21 protein-coding genes are annotated in these 21,976 nt (G+C 70.7%); 12 read left to right on the forward strand and 9 right to left on the reverse strand.

The features are described from left to right. Positions 1-15: 15 nt before the first annotated feature. Both ACIGXX_RS22035 and ACIGXX_RS22040 read left to right on the forward strand, forming a co-directional pair. Positions 16-420 (forward strand): PPOX class F420-dependent oxidoreductase, encoded by a 405-nt coding sequence (locus ACIGXX_RS22035; protein WP_351162106.1) that lies wholly within the window; start codon positions 16-18, stop codon positions 418-420. 166 nt (positions 421-586) lie between these two features. Further along, entirely contained in the window at positions 587-1,006 is a 420-nt protein-coding gene (locus ACIGXX_RS22040) for a CBS domain-containing protein (RefSeq protein ID WP_351162104.1), read from the forward strand. An 83-nt stretch (positions 1,007-1,089) separates the two neighbouring features. Here the strand turns inward: ACIGXX_RS22040 and corA are convergent, their stop codons facing one another. Further along, positions 1,090-2,226, reverse strand: a complete 1,137-nt coding sequence (corA, locus tag ACIGXX_RS22045) for a magnesium/cobalt transporter CorA (protein WP_383819676.1) — start codon at positions 2,224-2,226, stop codon at positions 1,090-1,092. 147 nt (positions 2,227-2,373) lie between these two features. Between corA and ACIGXX_RS22050 the strand changes: the two genes are divergently transcribed. Beyond that, on the forward strand, positions 2,374-3,180 hold the full coding sequence (locus tag ACIGXX_RS22050) for a methyltransferase domain-containing protein (protein ID WP_399977916.1): 807 nt from the start codon (positions 2,374-2,376) through the stop codon (positions 3,178-3,180). 751 nt (positions 3,181-3,931) lie between these two features. Here ACIGXX_RS22050 and ACIGXX_RS22055 read toward each other — a convergent pair. Both ACIGXX_RS22055 and ACIGXX_RS22060 read right to left on the reverse strand, forming a co-directional pair. Beyond that, positions 3,932-4,888 (reverse strand): carbohydrate kinase family protein, encoded by a 957-nt coding sequence (locus ACIGXX_RS22055; protein ID WP_399977919.1) that lies wholly within the window; start codon positions 4,886-4,888, stop codon positions 3,932-3,934. 59 nt (positions 4,889-4,947) lie between these two features. Beyond that, positions 4,948-5,853 (reverse strand): pseudouridine-5'-phosphate glycosidase, encoded by a 906-nt coding sequence (locus tag ACIGXX_RS22060; RefSeq protein WP_399977922.1) that lies wholly within the window; start codon positions 5,851-5,853, stop codon positions 4,948-4,950. 109 nt (positions 5,854-5,962) lie between these two features. Here ACIGXX_RS22060 and ACIGXX_RS22065 point away from each other — a divergent pair, with 109 nt between their 5' ends. Further along, on the forward strand, positions 5,963-6,406 hold the full coding sequence (locus ACIGXX_RS22065) for a VOC family protein (protein WP_366462202.1): 444 nt from the start codon (positions 5,963-5,965) through the stop codon (positions 6,404-6,406). A gap of 44 nt (positions 6,407-6,450) precedes the next feature. Beyond that, a complete protein-coding gene (locus tag ACIGXX_RS22070; protein WP_351162092.1) occupies positions 6,451-6,819 on the forward strand; it encodes a cupin domain-containing protein in 369 nt (122 codons plus the stop codon). 145 nt (positions 6,820-6,964) lie between these two features. Here the strand turns inward: ACIGXX_RS22070 and ACIGXX_RS22075 are convergent, their stop codons facing one another. The 3 genes from ACIGXX_RS22075 to ACIGXX_RS22085 all read right to left on the reverse strand — a co-directional run bounded on the left by ACIGXX_RS22075 (position 6,965) and on the right by ACIGXX_RS22085 (position 9,963). Next, positions 6,965-8,227 carry an MFS transporter gene (locus tag ACIGXX_RS22075; protein WP_366462203.1) on the reverse strand — a complete coding sequence of 421 codons (1,263 nt, stop codon included), beginning with the start codon at positions 8,225-8,227 and terminating at the stop codon, positions 6,965-6,967. A 194-nt stretch (positions 8,228-8,421) separates the two neighbouring features. Next, positions 8,422-9,000 (reverse strand): methylated-DNA--[protein]-cysteine S-methyltransferase, encoded by a 579-nt coding sequence (locus tag ACIGXX_RS22080; RefSeq protein WP_399977928.1) that lies wholly within the window; start codon positions 8,998-9,000, stop codon positions 8,422-8,424. 54 nt (positions 9,001-9,054) lie between these two features. Further along, positions 9,055-9,963, reverse strand: a complete 909-nt coding sequence (locus ACIGXX_RS22085) for a glycerophosphodiester phosphodiesterase (protein WP_399977931.1) — start codon at positions 9,961-9,963, stop codon at positions 9,055-9,057. A gap of 249 nt (positions 9,964-10,212) precedes the next feature. On the opposite strand from ACIGXX_RS22085, the gene ACIGXX_RS22090 reads away from it, so the two are divergent. The 6 genes from ACIGXX_RS22090 to ACIGXX_RS22115 all read left to right on the forward strand — a co-directional run bounded on the left by ACIGXX_RS22090 (position 10,213) and on the right by ACIGXX_RS22115 (position 18,466). Further along, positions 10,213-11,079, forward strand: a complete 867-nt coding sequence (locus tag ACIGXX_RS22090) for an MHYT domain-containing protein (protein WP_399977933.1) — start codon at positions 10,213-10,215, stop codon at positions 11,077-11,079. A 40-nt stretch (positions 11,080-11,119) separates the two neighbouring features. Next, a complete protein-coding gene (gene uvrB, locus ACIGXX_RS22095) occupies positions 11,120-13,258 on the forward strand; it encodes an excinuclease ABC subunit UvrB (RefSeq protein ID WP_399977936.1) in 2,139 nt (712 codons plus the stop codon). 134 nt (positions 13,259-13,392) lie between these two features. Then, a complete protein-coding gene (locus tag ACIGXX_RS22100; RefSeq protein ID WP_344521847.1) occupies positions 13,393-13,971 on the forward strand; it encodes a TerD family protein in 579 nt (192 codons plus the stop codon). A gap of 46 nt (positions 13,972-14,017) precedes the next feature. Then, positions 14,018-15,961 (forward strand): TerD family protein, encoded by a 1,944-nt coding sequence (locus tag ACIGXX_RS22105; protein WP_361463590.1) that lies wholly within the window; start codon positions 14,018-14,020, stop codon positions 15,959-15,961. 273 nt (positions 15,962-16,234) lie between these two features. Then, positions 16,235-17,233, forward strand: a complete 999-nt coding sequence (locus tag ACIGXX_RS22110) for a TerC family protein (RefSeq protein ID WP_361463589.1) — start codon at positions 16,235-16,237, stop codon at positions 17,231-17,233. Between the two features lie 135 nt (positions 17,234-17,368). Next, positions 17,369-18,466, forward strand: a complete 1,098-nt coding sequence (locus ACIGXX_RS22115; protein ID WP_366462205.1) for an ionic transporter y4hA — start codon at positions 17,369-17,371, stop codon at positions 18,464-18,466. A 27-nt stretch (positions 18,467-18,493) separates the two neighbouring features. Here ACIGXX_RS22115 and ACIGXX_RS22120 read toward each other — a convergent pair whose 3' ends face one another. Further along, on the reverse strand, positions 18,494-19,756 hold the full coding sequence (locus ACIGXX_RS22120; protein ID WP_366462219.1) for an MFS transporter: 1,263 nt from the start codon (positions 19,754-19,756) through the stop codon (positions 18,494-18,496). 223 nt (positions 19,757-19,979) lie between these two features. On the opposite strand from ACIGXX_RS22120, the gene aroQ reads away from it, so the two are divergent. Beyond that, entirely contained in the window at positions 19,980-20,441 is a 462-nt protein-coding gene (aroQ, locus tag ACIGXX_RS22125; protein WP_190083240.1) for a type II 3-dehydroquinate dehydratase, read from the forward strand. A 20-nt stretch (positions 20,442-20,461) separates the two neighbouring features. On the opposite strand, the gene ACIGXX_RS22130 is transcribed toward aroQ, so the two are convergent. Beyond that, positions 20,462-21,118, reverse strand: coding sequence for an MBL fold metallo-hydrolase (locus ACIGXX_RS22130; RefSeq protein ID WP_351162073.1), 657 nt, complete (start codon positions 21,116-21,118; stop codon positions 20,462-20,464). Between the two features lie 10 nt (positions 21,119-21,128). Further along, positions 21,129-21,812: a maleylpyruvate isomerase family mycothiol-dependent enzyme gene (locus ACIGXX_RS22135; RefSeq protein WP_361463584.1), complete on the reverse strand. Its 684-nt coding sequence runs from the start codon at positions 21,810-21,812 to the stop codon at positions 21,129-21,131. Positions 21,813-21,976 lie beyond the last annotated feature (164 nt).

Genomic DNA, 21,976 nt, shown 5'->3' on the forward strand with positions numbered 1-21,976 from the left:
AGTTAGAGTCTGGGCATGGCAACGACAGCGCTCCACTTCAGCGAATCGGTCCGCACCCTCCTCGACGGCAAGAACTTCGCCAGTGTCGCCACCCTCGGCCCCGGTGGCGCACCCCAGAACTCGGTGGTGTGGATCAAACGGGAGGGCGACACCGTGCTGTTCTCCTCCACGGCGCGGCGTCAGAAGGTCCGCAACCTCGAACGCGACCCGCGCATCAGCATCTCGGTCTTCGACCTGGCCAACCCGTACACGTCGACCGAGATCCGCGGCGTCGCCGAGATCCTCCCCGATCCGGAGAAGCGGCTTCCGTACGAGCTCGCGCACAAGTACCTGGGCATCGACCCGCCCGGCGAGAAGGACGAGGAGGCCCGGGTGATCATCAGGGTGACCCCGGAGAAGGTCGTCGGCTTCTCCGCCTGAGGCCGTGCCCGTCTGAGGCCGTTCCCGCTCGTGGCCCGGCGGTCGTCCGTGGCCCGGCGGCCGGAGTCTCGGCGTGCGGACCTCCGGGGGCCCGGCGAGAATGAGGGGCGCCGGGACTAGCGGTGCCTCCGCGCCGCGCCGGCCGTCCGGCCCCGGGAGGTACCTCATGACCACCGCCGGAGACATCATGCACCGCGGTGCCCAGTGGATCCCCGCACACGAGACCCTGGACCGCGCCGCCCAGCTGATGCGTCAGCTGGACGTGGGCGCACTGCCCATCAGCGACGAGAACGAGCGGCTCTGCGGCATCCTCACCGACCGCGACATCGTGGTCGGCTGCGTGGCGATGGGGCACGACCCGTCCAGGGTGACCGCGGGCGACATGGCCAAGGGCACGCCACGCTGGATCGACTCGGGCGCGGACGTCGACGAGGTCCTCCAGGAGATGCAGGGCAACCAGATCCGCAGGCTCCCGGTCATCGAGAACAAACGCCTGGTCGGCATGATCAGCGAGGCCGACCTCGCCACCCATCTCACCGAGGAGCAACTCGCGGGCTGGGTCGAGAGCGTCTACGCGAAGAGCTGAGCACCGCACCACAAGTCGCCTCGCCCCGCCGGGCAACGGAGGGCTCGCCGGAGATCCGCGGTACGCGCGATGCGCGATGTCTCCTAGAGCCAGCCGTTGCGCCGGAAGCCGCGGTAGAGCGCGCAACAGGTGGTGACGATCACGCCGATCACCAGGCCGTAGCCGTACTTCCAGTGCAGTTCGGGCATGTGGTCGAAGTTCATTCCGTACACACCGCAGACCATCGTCGGTACGGCGATCACGGCGGCCCAGGCGGTGATCTTCCGCATGTCCTCGTTCTGCGCGACCGTCACCTGGGCGAGGTGGGCCTGGAGGATGGAGTTCAGGAGTTCGTCGAAGGAGGCGATCTGCTCCGTGACGCGCTTGAGGTGGTCGTCCACGTCCCGGAAGTAGGCCTGTATCTCCGGGGCGATCGCCTGCATCGGCTGGGTGGAGAGGGTCTGCAGGGGGCGGCCGAGCGGCACCACGGCCCGCTTCAGTTCGAGGAGTTCGCGCTTGAGCTGGTAGATGCGGCCCGGGTCGGTGCGCTCGCCGTCCTTGGAGAAGACGTCCATCTCCACCTGGTCGATGTCGGCCTGTACCGCGTCCGTCACGACCAGGTAGTCGTCCACGACGTGGTCGGCCAGCGCGTGCAGGACCGCTGCCGGGCCCTTGGCCAGCTGCTCGGGCGCAGACTCGAGCTCCTCGCGCAGCGGGCCGAGCGAACCGTGGCGGCCGTGCCGCACGGTGATCACGAACTCCTTGCCGACGAAGACCATGATCTCGCCGGTGTCCACCACCTCGCTGGTCGCGGTGAGTTCGGCATGCTCCACGTAACAGACGGTCTTGAACACGGAGAACAGCGTCTCGTCGTACCGCTCCACCTTCGGCCGCTGGTGGGCGTGGACCGCGTCCTCCACGGCGAGCGGATGCAGGTCGAAGAGCTCGGCGATGCCCGCGAACTCCTCCTCCGTCGGCTCGTGCAGCCCGAGCCAGACGAACCCGTCACCGCTCTTGCGGACGCGCTCGACCTCCTCGACGAGATCGCGGCCGCCTTCCTGGCGCACGCCTTTCCGGTACGTCACGCACTTGACCACCGCCGAGCCCAGGGGGGAGCGGGCGGGGTGGCTCAGGTCCACACGGCTGTGCTTGCGCACGAACTGGGCGACCCGCGCGACTTTCCGTAGGCCGCCTACCTTGCGGAGGTTCCCTACCTTTCGCAGGTTGCCTGCCATCGACATGCGTGGCTCCTCGTTCTGGTGACGTGACGTGCCAGTCTGCCAGTACGTCCTGTCAGCGCGGCCGGAGCCTGGGGGAACGGAAGACTCCGCTCCGGGCGTGCGGAGCCGCCTCCCCGGAGCAAGCCGGGTAATTGGGATAATTACGGCATGACGCTCATCGACGGCTATCTGACCGGCAATCGGAATCGGCACGCCGAGGGGGCGGGCGCGGGTGCGGGGCAGCGCTCCGAAGCCTTCTCCGCGCTCTTCGACCCCACGACCTTCCGGCACATCGAGCGGCTCGGCATCGGGCCGGGGTGGCGCTGCTGGGAGGTCGGCGCGGGCGGCACCTCCGTCGTCTCCTGGCTCGCCAAGCGGGTCGGCCCCACCGGGCGGGTCCTGGCGACCGACGCGGACATCTCCTGGCAGACGTCGGCCGCCCGCCCGCCGGTGGAGGTGCGCATGCATGACGTGGGGGTGGACGCGCCGCCCGCCGAGGGCTTCGATCTCGTCCACGCGCGGCTCGTCCTCGCCCGGGTGCCGGACCGGGAGCTGGCCCTGCGGGCGATGATCCGGGCTCTGCGGCCCGGAGGGCGCCTGCTGATCGAGGAGCCCGACCCGGCCCTGCAGCCCCTGCCGTGCCCGGACGAGTACGGGCCTGCGCAGCAGCTGGCGAATCGGCTGCGGCACGCGCTGCTCACCGAGCGCGGCGCCGACCTCGCGTACGGGCGTGCCCTGCCCCGGCTGCTTCGGGCGGCGGGCCTGCGCCAGGTGGAGGCCGACGCGTACTTCCCCCTGACCTCCCCCGCCTGCACGGCCCTGGAGACGGCCACGATCCAGCAGTCCCGCACGGCCCTGACATCCGCGGGCCTGGCCACGGAGGACGACATCACCGACCACCTCGCGAACATCGCCGCAGAGCCGATGGACCTGGCGACACCCCCCTTGATCTCAGCCTGGGGCCGCAAGCCCTAACCTCCCCCGCAACACCCCCTTACGGAACGAACCTCTCCACCCCCCCCACCAGATCACCCCGCACGCCCCCTGCCCGAACAAGCCTTTCCCGCCCACCCGCCCGATTGCCCCGCGGTATGGGCGGGCGGGCCATCCGCGACGTGGCGAGAACTGCAGCGCGGCCGGATGCGCAGATTGGCCCCCAACGCACCCGCAGCGCGCCACGCAGGCCAGGGGGCGTGCCGGTATGTCTGCCCGGAGCACGGTGTGCTGGACTCGTCGGCCGAAGCGTGCGGGCGCTCGGGCCGTGTTAGCGAGGAGGGACGTACCGGCGCGGCGCTGCCTCTGAGGCGGACAGTGCCGCTAGCCCCTGTGCACCCGCGGCGCGCTACGCAGGCCAGGGGGCGTGCCGGTATGTCTGCCCGGAGCACGGTGTGCTGGACTCGCCAGTCGAAGCGTGCGGGCGCTCGGGCCGTGTTAGCGAGGAGGGACGTACCGGCGCGGCGCTGCCCCTGAGGCGGACAGTGCCGCTAGCCCCTGTGTACCCGCGGCGCGCTAGGCACGTCAGGGGGCGTGCCGGTATGTCTGCCCGGAGCACGGTGTGCTGGACTCGTCGGCCGAAGCGTGCGGGCGCTCGGGCCGTGTTAGCGAGGAGGGACGTACCGGCGCGGCCCCGCCCCCAAGACGGACAGCGGCGCTCACCCCAACGCACCCGCAGTCGGCAGTGCGGCCCACACCCGAAACGGCCCCCCCCCGCACGGGAAACCCGCCCCTACCCCGGCCTCCCGCCCACCAGTTCGACGGCGCGGGCCCCCGCCCTGCAGCCCTCCGCCGAAGCCTCGTAAAGCCCCGCCCCGTCCAAGCGCGCCGCAAGGAACGCGCCCGTGAACGCGTCGCCCGCCCCCGTCGAGTCGCGTGCGGTCGCGGGCAGCGCGGGGATCTTCGCCCGCACCTCGCCGCCCCTGGCGACCAGCGCACCCGCGGCACCCTGCTTGACCACCACCACCGGGTACCGCCGGCTCAGGCCGGCCGCCGCATCCGTAACCCCAAGCCCCACCTCGCGTCCCGCCCCAGCCCCAGGCCCCGCCCCAGGCGCCCCCGCCAGCAACCGCGCCTCACCCTCACTCGGCAGCAGCACATCCACCCCCTCCGTCGCCGCCAGGAACCGCTCCGCCCCCAGCTCCGCCAGGAACCCCGCCGACGCCGGGTCCACACTCACCGGCACGCCACGCGCGCGTGCCGCGGCCAACGCCGCCTCGGCCGCCTCCCGGCTCGGCTCCGCGAAGAACAAGTAGCCCGACAGGTGCAGCCATCCCACCCCGTCGAGAAGGTCGGGCGCGGACGACCAGTCCGCGCCCGACAGGCGCAGCGACGCGCCGCTGTCCGTCAGGAACGTCCGCTCGGCCCCGCCCCCGACACCCCCGTCGACCAGACAGATCACGGTCCCCGTAGGCGCCTCGGAGTCGACGATCAAACGCGAACGCACCCCCGCGCGCGTGAGCGCCTCCTCGTGCCACGTCGCCGAATCCGCACCGACCCGCCCCAGGAGCCGTACGTCGCGGCACCCCCACGAAGCCGCCCAGCAGGCCACGTTGGCGCCCGCACCACCCGGCACCGTACGGATCGCCGCCGCCGTGTCCGTGCCGGGAACCGGCGGCGTACGGTGCCGCGCGACGATGTCCGTGACGACGTCGCCGACCACCAACAGGGCTCCGCCCCGCGAACTCACCGCCCGACCCCGTGAGCTCCCCGCCTCGCCCCGCGAGCCAACCGCCCCACCCCCAGAGCTCACCGCCCCGCCCAGGCCGCCGCGATCCGCCCCGCGAGCCGCACATTGCCCCGCACCGCCGCGAGATTGGCGCTCAGCGACGCACCGTCGCTGCGTCGCACCAGCTGGTCCAGGAGGAACGGCGTGACCGCCTGCCCGGTGATGCCCCGCTCGGCGCACGCCTCCAACGCCTCGGCGAGCACGCGCGCGTGCAGCGCGGGATCGAGCTGCTCGGCCTCCGGCACGGGGTTCGCCACGAGCAGCGCGGACTCCGGACCGCCGACCGCGTCCTGGGCCCGCATCACCGCCGCGACCTCCCCGGGCGTACGCAGCGTCCAGTCCACCGGATGCCCGGAGTCGGTGAGGTAGAAGCCGGGGAAGCGGTCCGTCCCGTACCCCGCCACCGCGACGCCCAGCGTCTCCAGGCGCTGAAGCGTCGCCGGCACGTCCAGGATCGACTTCACGCCCGCGCAGACGACCGTGACGCGCGTCCGGGCGAGCAGCCCCAGGTCGGCGGACTCGTCCTGCGTCACCGTCCACTCCCGGTGCACCCCGCCGAGCCCGCCCGTGGCGAACACCCGCACGCCCGCCCGAGCGGCGAGCAGCGCCGTCGCGGACACGGTCGTCGCCCCGCTCGCCCCCGCCGCGACCGCGAGCGCCAGATCGCGGTGGCCCAGCTTGCGGATGCCGTCCTCGTTCGCGACCCGCTCCAACTGCTGCTTGTCCAGGCCGACATGGGGGCGCCCGTCCAGTACGGCGATCGTCGCGGGGACGGCGCCCTCCTCGCGTACGACCTCTTCGAGCTCACGCGCCACCTGGAGATTGCGCGGGCGCGGCAGCCCGTGCGCGATGATCGTGGACTCCAGGGCGACGACGGGCCGCCGGTCCGCCACAGCCGCCTGTACCTCGTCGGACACCACCAACACGGGCCTGCCTCCTGCCTGTCGGGTCTCTCCTCATCCCTGTCATCCCTGGCGGGCGGCGCGCCCCGCCAAACCCTTGCGGCGCGGGGGAGGGGGCTGCAGCCTGAGGGGCATGACGGACAACACGACACGTCTCGACCACGTCGTCCTGTGGGTGCGCGACCCCGCGGCGGCAGCCGACTTCTACGAGAAGGTGCTGGGCCTCGAACCCCTGCACGTCGCCGAGTTCACGGCGGGCAAGGCATCCTTCCCGTCCGTGCGGCTCAACGAGGAGACCATCTTCGACCTCGCCCCGCTCACACTCGCCGAGCGCATGGACGTCGTGCCGGATGCGGCCAAGAGCGCGGGCCACCCGGTCAACCACGTCTGCCTCGCCCTGTCGGAGCCCGACTTCGATGCGCTGCGCGCCCGTCTGGAGGAGCGCGGTACGCCGGTGTCGGACATCTCGCAGAACGCGTTCGGCGCCCGCGGCAGGGCCCGCCGCAGCTTCTACTTCCGTGACCCGGACGGCAACGTCATCGAAGCGCGGCACTACGGAGAAGACGGGGCAAGCTGACCCGTGACGGAGGGCCGCGCGGCTCCCGGCTAGGGTGACCGGCCATGACCACGAATGATCAAGCCGTCACGCCGTCCTTTGCCGTGCACATCCCGGATGTCGACCTGGAGGCCGAGCCGCTCGACCCCGGGCAGATCGTCTCCGGCACCCCGGAGGTCACCGGCAAGGTCCTGTGGGAGTCGGCCGACGGCAAGCAGCTGCGCGGCATCTGGCAGATCACGCCCGGCGTGGTCACCGACACGGAGGCCAACGAACTCTTCGTGGTCGTCAGTGGCCGCGCCACGATCGAGGTCGAGGGCGGCGACGTGATCGAGGTCGGCCCGGGCGACGCGGCGGTCCTGCGCGAGGGCGACCGTACGACGTGGACCGTGCACGAGACGCTGCGCAAGGCGTACCACATCACGCTCGCCTGACCGCGGGGTCAGGATCCGAGGTCAGGCCATCTTGACCTCGGCCTTCTGACCTCAGGCACCTCAGCACCTCAGGCGCCTCAGCACCTCAGGCGCCTCAGCACCACCTCAGGCGCCTCAGCACCTCAGGCACCTGAGGCCAGGCACCTCAGGCCTTCTTGACCGCCCGGCGCAGCGCCAGCGCCGCCATCGGTAGCAGCACGCAGACGCCGATGAGGTTGAGCCAGCCGTAGCTCGCCCGCGCGACGATCAGCCCGGCCGCCGCGCCGCCGATGCCCGCCGCCGTGTTCATGGTCAGGTCCGAGAGGCCCTGCACGGCGGCCCGGGCGGGCTGCGGCACCGAGTCGGTGAGCAGCGCGGAACCGGAGACCAGGCCCGCGGACCAGCCGAGGCCGAGCACGAAGAGACCGGCGGCGGTCTGGCCGTGGCTCGGCCCCGCCGTGCCGGCGAGGAGCGCGGCGCAGCACAGCAGCCCGACCGCGAGGCCGATCACGGCGAGCCGCCCGAACCGGTCGGAGAGCCAGCCCATCACCGGCGAGAGCGCGTACATGCCCGCGATGTGGCCGCTGATGACCAGACCGACCAGTTGCAGGCTCGCCCCGTGGTGCCCCAGGTCAACCGGGGTCATGACCATGATGGAGACCATCACCGTGTGCGAAGCGGCCACCGTCACCAGCGCGAGCCGGGCCATCGGCGACGCGGCCACCGCGGCGACACCGGCCCGCAGCGAACGGCTCCGCGCGGACTGGTTCTCCTGCGGGGCCAGCGCCCGGGCGGTGAGCAGCGGGTCCGGGCGCAGCAGGACCGCCACCACGAGACCGGCTACGGCGAAGATCCCGGCGGCGAAGAGGAAGGGGCCTGCCGCCTCGGGTATGGAGGTGCCGGAGAAGGCACGGCTCGTGGGTGCGGCGATGTTCGGACCGAGGACCGAGCCGATAGTGGTGGCCCAGATGACGAGGGAGATGGCACGTCCGCGCCGGTCGGGTTCGGCGAGGTCGGCCGCCGCGAAGCGGGCCTGCAGATTCGCCGACGAGCCCGCCCCGAAGCCCGCCATGCCGAGGAGCAGCAGGGGGAAGCTCTCGACGACGGCGGCGAGCACCACGAGCCCGGCCCCCAGCGCGCCGATCAGATAGGCGAGGACGAGTCCCGGCCGCCGTCCGCGCGAGGTCATCAGCGCGGCGAGCGGCAGCGAGAGCAGGGCCGTGCCGGCCACGGACGCGGTGGGCGCGAGGCCGGACAGCGCCTCCGTCCCGCTCACCTCGGTGGCGAGCATCGGGGCCAGGGCGATGCCGATCGGTACTCCGAGCCCGCCCAGTATCTGGCTGGCGACCAGCACCGCGGTGGTGCGGCGGCGCAGGGCGGGCAGTGCCTCTGGCGCGGGTATGTCAGGAGCGTCGAGGGTCGAAGTCACTGACGCAGTGTGCCAGGACGCCCGTGCGCGCGAAACAGACTCGTCCACCGCGCGCCGGAACGTGAGATCCACCGCAGGCCGGACCTGCCCACCGCGCGCCGGAGCGTGAGATCCACCGCAGGCCGGACCTGCCCACCGCGTGCCGGAGCGTGAGATCCACCGCAGGCCGGACCTGCCCACCGCGCGCCGGAACGTCAGAACAACGGCTGCGGCAGGACCCCTTCCAGGGCGAGCAGCTGTCGCTTGGTCTCGACGCCGCCGCCGAAGCCGCCGATGCCGCCGTCGCTCTCGACCACGCGGTGGCACGGCACGACGACCGGCAGGGGATTGGCGCCCATCGCCATGCCGACCGCCTGGGCCGCGCCGGGCTGGCCGACGCGGCGTGCCAGGTCTCCGTACCCCACCACGGCGCCGTACGGGACGGTGGTCAGTTCGCGCAGGACCTGGCGGTTGAACCCGGAGATCAGCGACCAGTCGAGCGGCAGCTCGAAGTCGTGGCGCTCGCCCGCGAAGTAGTCCGCGAGCTGGCGTATGGACTCGGTGAGGAGCGGAGAGTCCGGTGCTTCGACCGGCTCGGCCCCCAGTCGGGAGCCGAGCCGCTCCAGTGCCTTGTCGCGCACCGCGTCCGTGGCGTGGAAGACGACGCTGACCAGACCGTCGTCGGTCGCGGCCAGCAGCAGTGGGCCGATGTCGCTCGCGACGACGGCCCACACCACCTGCCGTGAGTCGTCCTGCTCCGGACGGCCCTGCCCGTGCTGCCCCTTGGCGTTCATGTGGACCACCGTACGACCGGGCACTGACAACGCCGTCCCGCGAGCCCGCCGGCGCTACTCGGAGATGGCCTCGCGCACGACGTCGGGTGTGTTCGTGATGATGCCGTCCACCCCGAAGTCCGCCACCCGCTTCGCCGCGGCCGCGTTGTTCACGGTCCAGGTGAAGATCTCCAGGCGCTTGCGGTGCGGCCCCTTGAGCGCGTGGATCGCGGCGACGTACTCCTTGGAGATGGAGGTGTGCGTCGAGTTGATCTGGTCGGAGAACTTGGCGTACGCGGGCAGATCGGCGACCGCGGGCGTACCGAGGAAGCCGGTCTTGATGTCGGGCCGCAGCTTGTGCACCGTCTTGACGCTGTCGGCGCTGAAGCTCTGGATGACGAGCTTGTTCTTGACGTGGTGGCGGTCGAGCCAGCCGGTCTTGCGCAGGACGGCGAGGCCCTGCTTCTCGATGCCCGGGTAGAGCTCGGGCTTCTTGAACTCGAAGACGAGGCTCTGGTGGTTGCGCGAGACCCGGTTCATGTACTGCTTCAGCGTCGGCACGCGCTGTCCGGCGTACTTCGGGCTGAACCAGCTGCCCGCGTCCAGCCGGGAGATCTCCTTCGCCGTGAAGTCCGCGACCTTCCACGGCGCGCGGTCGGGGTAGAGCTCCTCGACGTTCGTCGTCCGCTTCAGGGTGTCGTCGTGCATGATCACCAGCTCGCCGTCCTTGGTGCGCTGGACGTCGTTCTCGACCCAGCGGAACCCCATGTCAGCCGCCTTGTCGATGGCTGAGAAAGTGTTCTCCGGGGCATAGGCGGAAGCGCCCCGGTGCGCGACGACCAGCGGCTTGTCGTGCGAGACGGACGTCTGCGCGGACGTCTGCGCCGACGGCCGGTCGGCGGCGTGAACGGTGGTGGAGGGGAGGGCGAGTGCACCGGCTCCGAGCAGAGCGGCGGTGGTGGCAGCGGCAGCGCGTGCGTACAACGGTGACTCCTCGCGATGTTTGGGCACGGACCGGATGAGAGTGACAGTCCACGGCCAACGCGAGACAGGTGCAGGATGGCCACAGGTTGAACGGAGACAACCGGGATTCTTTCCCGGAAAATCGTTCGCAAGTTCCGGAGTGAGCTTTACTCTCTGCGTCAGCCCATGGCCTGTCAGTGGACGGTCGGCTGGGGCCACTTGGGGGCATTCCCGGGCATTTGGACACAACAGGCGGAAGGGCTACCGCGCATGCAGGGCACGGTCGACGGTTTCAGTTATGGACTTGTCACACCGGTGGCGGCGTACCTCATGGCGTGTCTCGGTGGAGCGCTCGGCCTGCGGTGCACCACCAGATCGCTCCTCGTGGCCCACTCCTGGAGGCCCGGTTGGCTCGCACTCGGGTCGGCGGCGATCGGTTCCGGCATCTGGACGATGCACTTCATCGCGATGATGGGCTTCACCGTCGAGGAAGCCCCGATCCACTACGACAAGGCGCTGACCTTCGCGAGTCTCGCCGTCGCCATCGTCATGGTCGGCATCGGGATCTTCATCGTGGGCTACCGCGGCGCGACCGGGACGGCCCTGTTCACCGGCGGAACGATCACCGGTCTGGGCGTCGCCTCGATGCACTATCTGGGAATGGCCGGTATGCGTCTGCGCGGGACGCTGGAGTACAACACCTTCACCGTTTCCGCCTCCGTCGTGATCGCCGTCGTCGCCGCCAGCGCCGCCCTGTGGGCGGCCGCGCAGGTCAGGGGTTTCCTCTGGAGCCTGGGCGCGAGCCTCGTCATGGGCCTGGCCGTCAGTGGCATGCACTACACCGGAATGGCCGCACTCCGGGTCCATCTGCACGGCTCGTCCGCGGCCCCGGTGGCCGGTGACTCGCCCGCCGAGCTGCTCGCGCCGATGATGATCGGCCCGCTCGCCTTCCTGCTCCTCGCGGGCGTGATCGTCATGTTCGACCCGCTGATGGTCATGGGCAAGGCCGACCTCCAGAACGCCGCACAGGGGCAGCGCGCCCCCTACCCCGTGCCGCGCTCGGGCGACCGGCACGACCCGCGGGGGGGCCGCAGGCCCCCGCAGCGCCCCGGCCCCAGGACCCCGCAGAGCTGGTGATCCGACCCCGTTGTCAGTGCGGGGTCGTACGGTGGGTTCCATGCGGCCCGTATCCAAGATCGAACGCACGGTGGCGCCTTTCGAGGTCGTCAGCAACTACACGCCAAGCGGCGACCAGCCGGCGGCCATCGCCGACCTGGAGCGGCGCATTCGCGCAGGTGAGAAGGACGTCGTCCTGCTCGGCGCGACCGGCACCGGCAAGTCGGCCACCACCGCGTGGATGATCGAGAAGCTCCAGCGCCCCACCCTCGTGATGGCGCCGAACAAGACGCTGGCCGCCCAGCTGGCCAACGAGTTCCGAGAGCTCCTGCCGAACAACGCGGTGGAGTACTTCGTCTCGTACTACGACTACTACCAGCCCGAGGCGTACGTCCCGCAGTCGGACACGTACATCGAGAAGGACTCCTCGATCAACGAGGAGGTCGAGCGCCTGCGCCACTCCGCCACGAACTCGCTGCTGACCCGGCGTGACGTGATCGTGGTCGCATCCGTCTCCTGCATCTACGGCCTCGGCACCCCGCAGGAGTACGTCGACAGGATGGTCTCGCTCAAGGTCGGCGAGGAGATCGACCGCGACCAGCTCCTGCGCCGCTTCGTCGACATCCAGTACACGCGCAACGACGTGGCCTTCGCCCGCGGCACCTTCCGGGTCCGCGGCGACACCATCGAGATCTTCCCGGTCTACGAAGAGCTGGCCGTCCGCATCGAGATGTTCGGCGACGAGATCGAGGCGCTCTCCACGCTGCACCCCCTCACCGGCGAGGTCATCAGCGACGACGACCACCTGTACGTCTTCCCGGCCTCGCACTACGTGGCGGGACCGGAGCGAATGGAGAAGGCGGTCACCGGCATCGAGAAGGAGCTCGCCGAGCGCCTCGCCGAGCTGGAGAAGCAGGGCAAGATGCTGGAGGCCCAGCGCCTTCGCATGCGCACGACGTACGACCTGGAGATGCTCCGCCAGATCGGCTCCTGCTCCGGCATCGAGAACTACTCGATGCACTTCGACGACCGCGATCCCGGCTCCGCGCCGAACACCCTCATCGACTACTTCCCCGAGGACTTCCTCCTCGTCATCGACGAGTCGCACGTCACGGTCCCGCAGATCGGCGCGATGTACGAAGGCGACGCCTCCCGCAAGCGCACCCTGGTGGACCACGGCTTCCGGCTGCCGTCCGCGCTGGACAACCGCCCGCTGAAGTGGGAGGAATTCCTCGGCCGCATCGGCCAGACGGTCTACCTCTCGGCGACCCCGGGCAAGTACGAACTCTCGCGCGGCGACGGCTTCGTCGAGCAGATCATCCGCCCCACCGGCCTCATCGACCCGGAGGTCGTGGTCAAGCCCACCCAGGGGCAGATCGACGACCTGGTGCACGAGATCCGCACGCGCACCGAGAAGGACGAGCGCGTCCTGGTCACCACGCTCACCAAGAAGATGGCCGAGGACCTCACCGACTACTTCCTCGAGCTGGGCATCCAGGTCCGCTATCTGCACAGCGACGTCGACACCCTGCGCCGCGTCGAGCTCCTGCGCGAACTGCGCGCCGGTGAGTACGACGTCCTGGTCGGCATCAACCTCCTGCGTGAGGGCCTCGACCTGCCCGAGGTCTCCCTGGTGTCGATCCTCGACGCCGACAAGCAGGGCTTCCTGCGCTCCGGCACCTCGCTGATCCAGACCATCGGCCGCGCGGCGCGCAACGTCTCCGGTCAGGTCCATATGTACGCGGACAAGGTCACCCCGGCGATGGAGCAGGCCATCGACGAGACCAACCGCAGGCGCGAGAAGCAGATCGCGTACAACAAGGAGAAGGGGATCGACCCCCAGCCGCTGCGCAAGAAGATCAACGACATCGTGTCGGCGATCGCGCGCGAGGAGGTCGACACGGAGCAGCTGCTCGGCACGGACTACCGCAAGGCGAAGGGCGCCGACGCGAAGGCGGCAGCCAAGGCGCCCGTGCCCGCGCTCGGCGGCAAGGCGGGCAAGGCGGCCAAGGGCAAGGCCGCCGAGAAGGTGCCCACCGACCGGCCCGCGGCCGAACTGGCCGAGCAGATCGAGGAGATGACCGCGCGGATGCGCGCGGCCGCCGCCGACCTGCAGTTCGAGATCGCCGCACGGCTGCGTGACGAGGTGTCGGAGATGAAGAAGGAGCTCAGGCAGATGAGGGAGGCAGGACAGGCGTAGGCGTACTGCCTGGTGTGTTGCAAGACCGACACAAAGTGCTGCCCGCACTGCGGCACTGTCAGTGCCTCTGCATAGGGTGCTGGGCAACCGCACAGACCGGCGGTTGCCTAGGGCAGTTCGAGAGGGGACAGCGCGTGACGGTCAACATGACCAAGGGTCAGGCCATCAGCCTGCAGAAGGACGACGGGGGTGCCCTGACCGCGGTGCGCATGGGGCTCGGCTGGCAAGCGGCCCCGAGGCGCGGTCTGTTCGGCACACGCACGCGCGAGGTCGACCTGGACGCGTCGGCGGTCCTGTTCGCCGACAAGCAGCCGGTGGACGTCGTGTTCTTCCGTCACCTCGTCAGTGACGACGGTTCCGTGCGGCACACCGGTGACAATCTCGTCGGCGGTGTCGGCCAGGGCGGGGACGACGAGGCGATCCTCGTCGACCTGGCGCGGATCCCGGTCCACATCGACCAGATCGTCTTCACGGTGAACTCCTTCACGGGCCAGACGTTCCAGGAGGTGCAGAACGCGTTCTGCCGCCTGGTGGACGAGACCAACGGCCAGGAGCTGGCCCGCTACACACTCGACGGCGGCGGTCAGTACACCGCGCAGATCATGGCGAAGGTCCACCGCGCGGGCGCGGGCTGGCAGATGACGGCCATCGGCAATCCCGCCAACGGCCGCACGTTCCAGGACCTGATGCCGTCGATCCTGCCGCACCTATAGGCACGCGGCACCGACAAGTACAGAGGGTACGAGGGGGACGAAGGCGATGACGGCCGAGCTGGTCCGGGGGCAGAACCATCCGCTTCCCGAGACCCGACTGGAGATCCGGATCTCGGTCGGCAAGCCGATCGTGGCGGGGGTCACGCTCAGCGACGACCAGGGCAAGGTGCGCGGCACGGACTGGGTGGCCCATCCCGGCTCGCCCACGCTGCCCGGGCTCGAGGTGCCCAGGCAGGCCGCCGCCGACCACCGCCTCGCGGTGGACCTCGGCGCCGTGCCCGAAGCGGTGCACCGGGTCAACGTCCTGCTCGCGCTGCCCGTGGGCGTCGGGGGACCGGTCAGCTTCGGCTCCCTCGCCGCGCCCTTCGTCGCCGTCACCGCACTCGACGGCTCCGAGGTCGCCAGCTACACCATCACCGACCTGGACGCCGAGTCCGCCGTCGTCGCCCTGGAGCTCTACCGCAGGCACGACGCGTGGAAGGTGCGCGCCGTCGGCCAGGGGTACGCGGGCGGCCTCGCCGACATGCTCACCGACCAGGGCCTGCCGCAGGCCCGCGAACTGGCGGGCACGATCAACGAAGCGGTGGCCCAGGGCCTCGCCCGCTCGGTGGCCGCGCCGCCGCCCCGCCCCTCGGACGAGGCCCGCGTGCGCACCACGGGACAGAGCACGCCCCCGGGCCCGGGAGCGCAGGGCCCGGACAGCACCGCCACCGCACCCCAGGCCACCCCGGCCACGCCCCAGCCGGGCGACGCGGGCAGCACGTCCGGCGGCCCCGTCAACTACAGCCACCCCGGCCGCCAGACCAGCGCACCGCCGCCGCCCCCGCCGACCGCGGCCCCGGCCGAGCCGGGCAGGTCCGCCCAGCCCGTGGCGGGCGACGCGACCGGCTGGTCCATGGAGGAGCGGCTCTACAACCAGGTGTGGGGCATGTTCGAGGACCTGGCCCGCACCACGGCCGCGTACCGAAGCGCCGTCGACTTCGCCGAGTCGCGCATGGACCAGGAGCTGGACAAGGTCCTCTCCGACCCGCGCAGCCGCATCGGCAACACCGGAGACCTCGCGCGCGAGGCCGCCCGCGCCAAGCACGGCCTTCTCGTCGACCGGGCGCGGGCCGCCCTCGACCGCGACCTGGGCCAGCTCGCCGCCGAGTCCGAGGTCGTCGAGCCCGCCCTGCCCATGGCGTTCGCCGGCTGGGACAGCCCCGTCTGGCACGCCTACCGCACCCCCATGGAGATCCCCATGGCGCTGCGCCTGGGCGACCTCCACCTGCCCGAGCGTCCGGACCTGCACATCCCGCTGCTGGTCAGGCTGCCCCTGGAGCGCGGCCTGTGGATCGACAGCGGCCGCTCCTCCGGCACGGACTCCCTGGCCGACGTGGACCAGCTGCGCCGCCTCGCCATGGACAGCGCGGTCGCGCACGCCGCGCGGCTGCTCGCGGTCTATCCGGCGGGCGAGTTCACGGTGCACGTCATCGACGCGGCGGGCTCCGCGGCCGGGGCGCTCTCGCCGCTGGTGACGGCGGGCGTGCTCCCCGAGCCGCCGGCCTCCGGCGCGGCAGGCGTCTCCGCGGTGCTCGCCAAGCTCACCCAGCGCGTGGACCTCGTACAGATGGCGATTCGCGCGGGCGCCGCCGACGCGCTGCCGCCGGACCTGGACACCGCCGAGCAGCTCCTGATCGTCAACGACTTCCCGCACGGCTTCGACGACCGCGCCGTGACCCAGCTGCGCTACCTCGCGGACGAGGGCCCCGCGGTCGGCGTGCACCTGATGATGGTCGCCGACCGGGAGGACGCCGCCGAGTACGGTCCGCTGCTCGACCCGCTCTGGCGCGCGCTGCTGCGCCTGACGCCGGTGGCCGACGACCACCTCTCCGACCCCTGGGTGGGGCATGCGTGGACGTACGAACCGCCGATGACGCCGCCCGGCAGCCGGGTCCTCCAGCAGGTCCTGAACCAGGTCGCGCACGCCCGGCGCACGGGCGGACGCTGAGACGGTAAAGCGACTTTCGGTCCAGCCCGACCCACTCCGACCTGGCCTTTTGCCTATTGCTTGCCATCTCCTTTACTAAGTCTTGGTGTTTCGCGTACTCTTCTACCAGCGGAGGGGAGTACTCCCGAACGCGACGTACCCGTCAATACGGACCGCCATCGGTCCCGGGGCGTCGGCCCGCGGGGCGGTGAGCCGCCTCGGGTGGAAGAGACCTCCGGCAGCGACGACGCTGATCAGTAGCCGTACGACGCCGGAGGCGCAGTGGACGTTTCAATGACCCTTTGGGTGCTGACCATTCTTGGTCTCAGTGCCCTGATCGCGGCCGACTTCTTCATCGGCCGCAAGCCGCATGACGTGTCGATCAAGGAAGCCGGAATCTGGACGGGCGTTTGGATCGTGCTGGCGGCGCTCTTCGGAGTGGGCCTGCTGATCTGGGGCGACAGTCAGGCCTCCGGCGAGTTCTTCGCGGGCTTCATCACCGAGAAGTCGCTCAGCGTGGACAACCTCTTCGTCTTCATCCTGATCATGGCGAAGTTCTCGGTGCCCAGCCATCTCCAGCAGCGGGTGCTGCTGTTCGGTGTGCTGATAGCGCTCGTCCTGCGAGCGATCTTCATCGCCGCCGGCGCCGCGGTCATCGCCAACTTCTCCTGGGTCTTCTACATCTTCGGCGCGTTCCTCATCTACACCGCCTGGAAGCTCATCCAGGAGGCGCGCTCCAGTGACGAGGAAGAGGAGTGGGAGGAGAACCGCCTCCTGAAGGCCGCCGAGAAGAAGTTCGGCGTCGCCGACCAGTACCACGGCACCAAGCTGTTCATCCAGAAGAACGGCAAGAAGATCATGACGCCGCTCATGATCGTCATGCTCGCCATCGGTACGACCGACGTGCTGTTCGCGATGGACTCGATCCCCGCGATCTTCGGCCTCACCCAGGACCCGTACATCGTCTTCACGGCGAACGCCTTCGCGCTGATGGGTCTGCGCCAGCTGTACTTCCTCATCGGCGGACTGCTCAAGAAGCTGGTCCACCTCAGCTACGGCCTCTCGGTCATCCTGGGCTTCATCGGCGTGAAGCTGGTGCTGCACGCCCTGCACGAGAACGGGGTGCACGTCCCCGAGATCTCCATCCCGGTCTCGCTCGGCGTCATCTGCGGTGTCCTGGTGATCACGACGATCACCAGCCTCTTCGCCTCCAAGAAGCAGGCGGAGAAGGAAGCCGCGGAGAAGGCGGCCGACGAGAGCCCGAAGGACAGCAAGGACAGCATCGAGGCCTGACGGCCGCGGATGCAGGAGTCACCACCACAGGGAGTGGCCCGCGACGAATCGTCGCGGGCCACTCCCTGTGTCGTACGCGTCGCGCCGCACTCATCCCGGTCGCGTGCCCCTTGAGGGCGGTGCAGCATCGAAGGCATGATCACTCGGCTCCGGACGCCCGCCACGCAGTGGACCGCGGTCGTGCCGGTCCTCGCCGTCGTGCTGCTCGCCTTCACCTGGGGACGCGACGTGCCCGGCGCGGTCGTGGCCGTGGTGACGCTCGTGCTCGCCGGGGCCGTGCTCGCCGCCGTGCACCACGCCGAGGTGATCGCGCACCGCGTCGGCGAGCCCTTCGGGTCGCTCGTCCTCGCGGTCGCCGTGACGATCATCGAGGTCGCGCTGATCGTCACGCTCATGGCCGATGGCGGCGACAAGAGTTCCACGCTGGCCCGCGACACGGTGTTCGCCGCCGTGATGATCACCTGCAACGGCATCATCGGCCTCTGCCTGCTTGTGGGCGCCCTGCGCCACCGCGTCGTCAACTTCCAGTCCGAGGGCACCGGCGCCGCACTCGCGACCGTCGCCACGCTCGCCACCCTCAGCCTGGTCCTGCCGACCTTCACCACGACCAAGCCGGGCCCGGAGTTCTCCACGGCGCAGCTCACCTTCGCCGCCGTCGCCTCGCTCATCCTGTACGGCCTGTTCGTGACGACCCAGACCGTGCGCCACCGCGAGTACTTCCTGCCGATCACCCGCAAGGGCGAGGTGATCGACTCCGAGGAGGCGGCGGGGCCCTCCATCCGCACCGCCCTGATCAGCTTGGGGCTGCTCGCCCTCGCCCTGATCGGCGTGGTCGGCCTCGCCAAGGGGGTCTCGCCGACCATCGAGTCCGGCGTGGAGAGCGCGGGCATGCCGCACTCCGTGGTCGGCGTCATCATCGCGCTGCTCGTGCTGCTCCCGGAGACCATCGCGGCCGTGCGCGCCACCCGCCGCGACCGCGTGCAGACCAGCCTCAACCTCGCCCTCGGCTCCGCGATGGCCAGCATCGGCCTGACGATCCCGGCCGTCGCGGTCGCCTCGGTCTGGCTCTCCGGGCCGCTGGTGCTCGGGCTCGGCCCGACCCACATGGTGCTGCTCGCGCTCACCGTGATCGTCGGCACGCTCACGGTCGTGCCCGGGCGCGCCACGCTGCTGCAGGGCGGGGTCCATCTGGTGCTGTTCGCGGCGTACTTGGAGCTCGCGGTCACGCCGTGAGCCCCGCGTACGTTCGTCAGCCGACGCTCACACCGTGACAGGGGCCGGTTCGCGGGCCGGCCGCGTCTCGGGCAGCAGCGCGAAGCAGCCCAGGCTCAGCAGCGCCACGGCCGTCAGATACGCCGCCACACCCCACGGAGTCCCCTCGCCCCGCGCCACCGCCGTCGCCACGATCGGTGTGAGCGCGCCGCCCAGGACCCCGCCCAGGTTGTAGCCCACGGCGGCGCCCGTGCAGCGCACCCGCGGCTCGTACAGCTCGGGCAGATACGCGGCGATCACGGCGAACATCGTGATGAACGCGAGCATCGCCACCAAAAAGCCCAGGAACATCAGCAGCGGCTCGCCGGTCGCGAGCAGCGCGATCATCGGGAACATCCAGAGCGCCGAGAGCGCACACCCCAGCAGGCACAGGGGCCGCCGCCCGTACCGGTCGCCGAGCACCGCGGCCACCGGTGTCATGGCGCCCTTCACCACGACCGCCGCCATGATGCAGGCGAGCATCACCGTACGGCTGACGTCGAGCCGCTCCACCGCGTAGGCCAGGGACCACGTCGTCACGGCGTAGAAGACCGCGTACCCGACGGCGAGGCCGCCCGCCGTCAGCAGCACGAGCCGCCAGTGGTCGCGCACCACTTCGGCGAGCGGCACGCGCGCGTGCTCCCGCAGTTCCAGAAAGCTCGGGCTCTCGGGGAGGGACGTACGCAGGGCCAGCCCGGCCACCGCGAGCAGGCCCGCAGCCCAGAACGGCACCCGCCAACCCCAGGAGGTGAACTGCGCGTCGGTGAGGGTCGCGGAGAGCACCAGCATGATCCCGTTGGCAAGCAGGAACCCGATCGACGGCCCCATCTGCGGGAAACTCGACCACAGCCCGCGCCGCTCGGCCGGCGCGTGCTCGGCGGTCAGCAGCACCGCCCCGCCCCACTCGCCGCCGAGCCCGAGCCCCTGAAGGAAGCGCAGCACGAGGAGCAGCACCGGAGCGGCCGTACCGATCGAGTCGTACGTGGGCACACAGCCGACGGCGACCGTGGCGACGCCCGTCAGGAGCAGCGAGCCGATGAGCACGGGACGCCGCCCGCGCCGGTCACCGATGTGCCCGAAGAGGACGGACCCCAGGGGCCGCGCCACGAAGCCCACTCCGAATGTCGCGAACGCGGCGAGAGTTCCCGCGAGCGGCGAGAACGTCGGGAAGAACAGGGGGCCGAGCACGAGGGCCGCGGCCGTCCCGTAGATGAAGAAGTCGTAGAACTCGATGGCGGTCCCGGCGAGCGAGGCGGCCGCGAGCCGCGGCAGAGAAGGAGTGCCGGAGGCACCAGCGGTACCGGAGGCACCAGCGGTACCGGAGGCACCAGCGGTACCGGAGGCACCAGCGGTACCGGAGGCACCAGCGGTACCGGAAGCACCAGCGGTACCGGCGGGGGAGTGGCTCTTGCGCATGCCGCGTCAACTACCCACCGTGACGGCCGGTTACGGGGGCGTGCGGAGGCGTGGGGAGCGTCCTCAGTACGCTGACGGCATGACGCGCACTCTTGCCAACGCCCCGATCATGATCCTGAACGGCCCCAATCTGAACCTGCTCGGTCAGCGCCAGCCCGAGATCTACGGCTCCGACACCCTCGCCGACGTCGAGGCGCTGTGTGCCAAGGCGGCGGCCGCGCACGGCGGCACCGTGGACCTGAGGCAGAGCAACCACGAGGGTCAGTTGGTGGACTGGATCCACGAGGCACGCGAGCACCACGCGGGCATCGTCATCAACCCGGCGGCCTACTCGCACACGTCAGTCGCGATTCTGGACGCGCTCAACACCTGCGACGGAATGCCGGTGTTGGAGGTCCACATCTCCAACATCCACCAGCGCGAGGCGTTCCGGCACCATTCGTACGTCTCCCAGCGCGCGGACGGTGTCATCGCGGGGTGCGGTGTGCAGGGGTACGCGTTCGCGGTGGAGCGGGTGGCGGCGCTGGTCGGCGGGGCCTGAGCCCTGCCGACGTACGCGGGTCACCAGCCCCGCTGACGCCACTCCGGCAGATGCGGGCGCTCCGTGCCCAGCGTCGTGTCGTTCCCGTGGCCGGGGTAGACCCAGGTCTCGTCGGGCAGCGTGCCGAAGATCTTCGTCTCGACGTCGTTCAGGAGGCTCGCGAAGGCCTGCGGGTCCTGGTGCGTGTTGCCGATGCCGCCCGGGAAGAGGCAGTCGCCGGTGAAGACGTGCGGGTGGCCGTGCGGGTCGTCGTACACGAGGGCGATCGAGCCCGGCGTGTGGCCCACCAGGTGACGCGCGGTGAGGGAGACGTGCCCGACGCTCACGGTGTCGCCGTCCGAGAGCGGGACGTCCGTGGGCACGGGGATGCCGACGGTGTCCTCGCGGCCCGCGTAGGTCCGGGCGCCGGTGGCCTCGACGACCGCGGCCAGTGCCTGCCAGTGGTCGCCGTGCTGATGGGTGGTGACGACGGACGCGATGCCGTCGTCACCGATCAGCGTGAGCAGCGTCTCGGCGTCGTTCGCCGCGTCGATCAGGAGCTGCTCGTCCGTGGCCCGGCAGCGGAGCAGATAGGCGTTGTTGTCCATCGGGCCGACCGCGACCTTCGAGATCATCAGGTCCTGCAGCTCGTGCACGTCCGCGCCGCCGCCGACCTTCACTGCTCCGCTGTACGTCATGTTCCTCAGCCTATAGCGGGGGCAGCGAGGGCAGGAGGCCGCCTTCGGCCGTCAGCGCCGAGCCGTCGCGACGGCCGGAGAGCCAGCCGACCACGTCGGGCGCGGGCCCGGAAACGGTGATCTCGGGCTCGCCGTCCCGGCCGGTTCTCCACGCGTGCGTGCCGTCCGTCACCCGCGTCGGCGGCACGTCGGGGTTCCCCGAGAAACGTGCCGCGAGGAACGCGATCTCCCGCTGCACGAACTCCTCCGGCAGGTCCTCCAGCTCGTACCCGATGCCCAGATCGACATGGTGCAGCTCGGCCTCGACCCACCGCCTGAACGGCACCCGCGAAGCGGAGTCGGTGACTCCGTTGCGCATCTCGATGGTGCGGGACCAGTCGGCCGGGACCGCGGCCTGGGCCTCGAAGCGCTCCGCGGACTCGCGTACGTCCACCAGCTGCTCGGCCAGCGGCCTGGGCGCGTCCCGCTCGATGTCCGCGTCCCGGGCGTCGCCGCTGACGTACATGGGCCGCCCGGCCAGGACGTTCACGAGCGCGTCCGCGTTCCGGGCGATGTGGGCGAGCACATGGCCGCGGGTCCAGCCCGGCAGCCGTGACGGCTCCGCGGTCGAATCGTTGTTCAGTTTCGCGGCTGCTGTGAGCAGCCGGTCGGTCGCGTCACGTACAGACGCCAGGTCGCGCACATGATCAATCATGCGCCCGACGATAGTCGCGCCACACGTTCGGGTGAAGGTGTCTGAGCAGCGCCGCAAATCGAATGCACGTGCTATATGGTCGGGTGCGGCATCGGGCATTCTTGGTGGTCCGGGTTTGTTATCAACCAGGGCATCCGCCCCGGCGTTGTCAGTGGCTCGCCCTA

Origin of the sequence: Streptomyces sp. NPDC055243 (genome assembly GCF_044544025.1) — a bacterium.
Classification (GTDB): domain Bacteria; phylum Actinomycetota; class Actinomycetes; order Streptomycetales; family Streptomycetaceae; genus Streptomyces.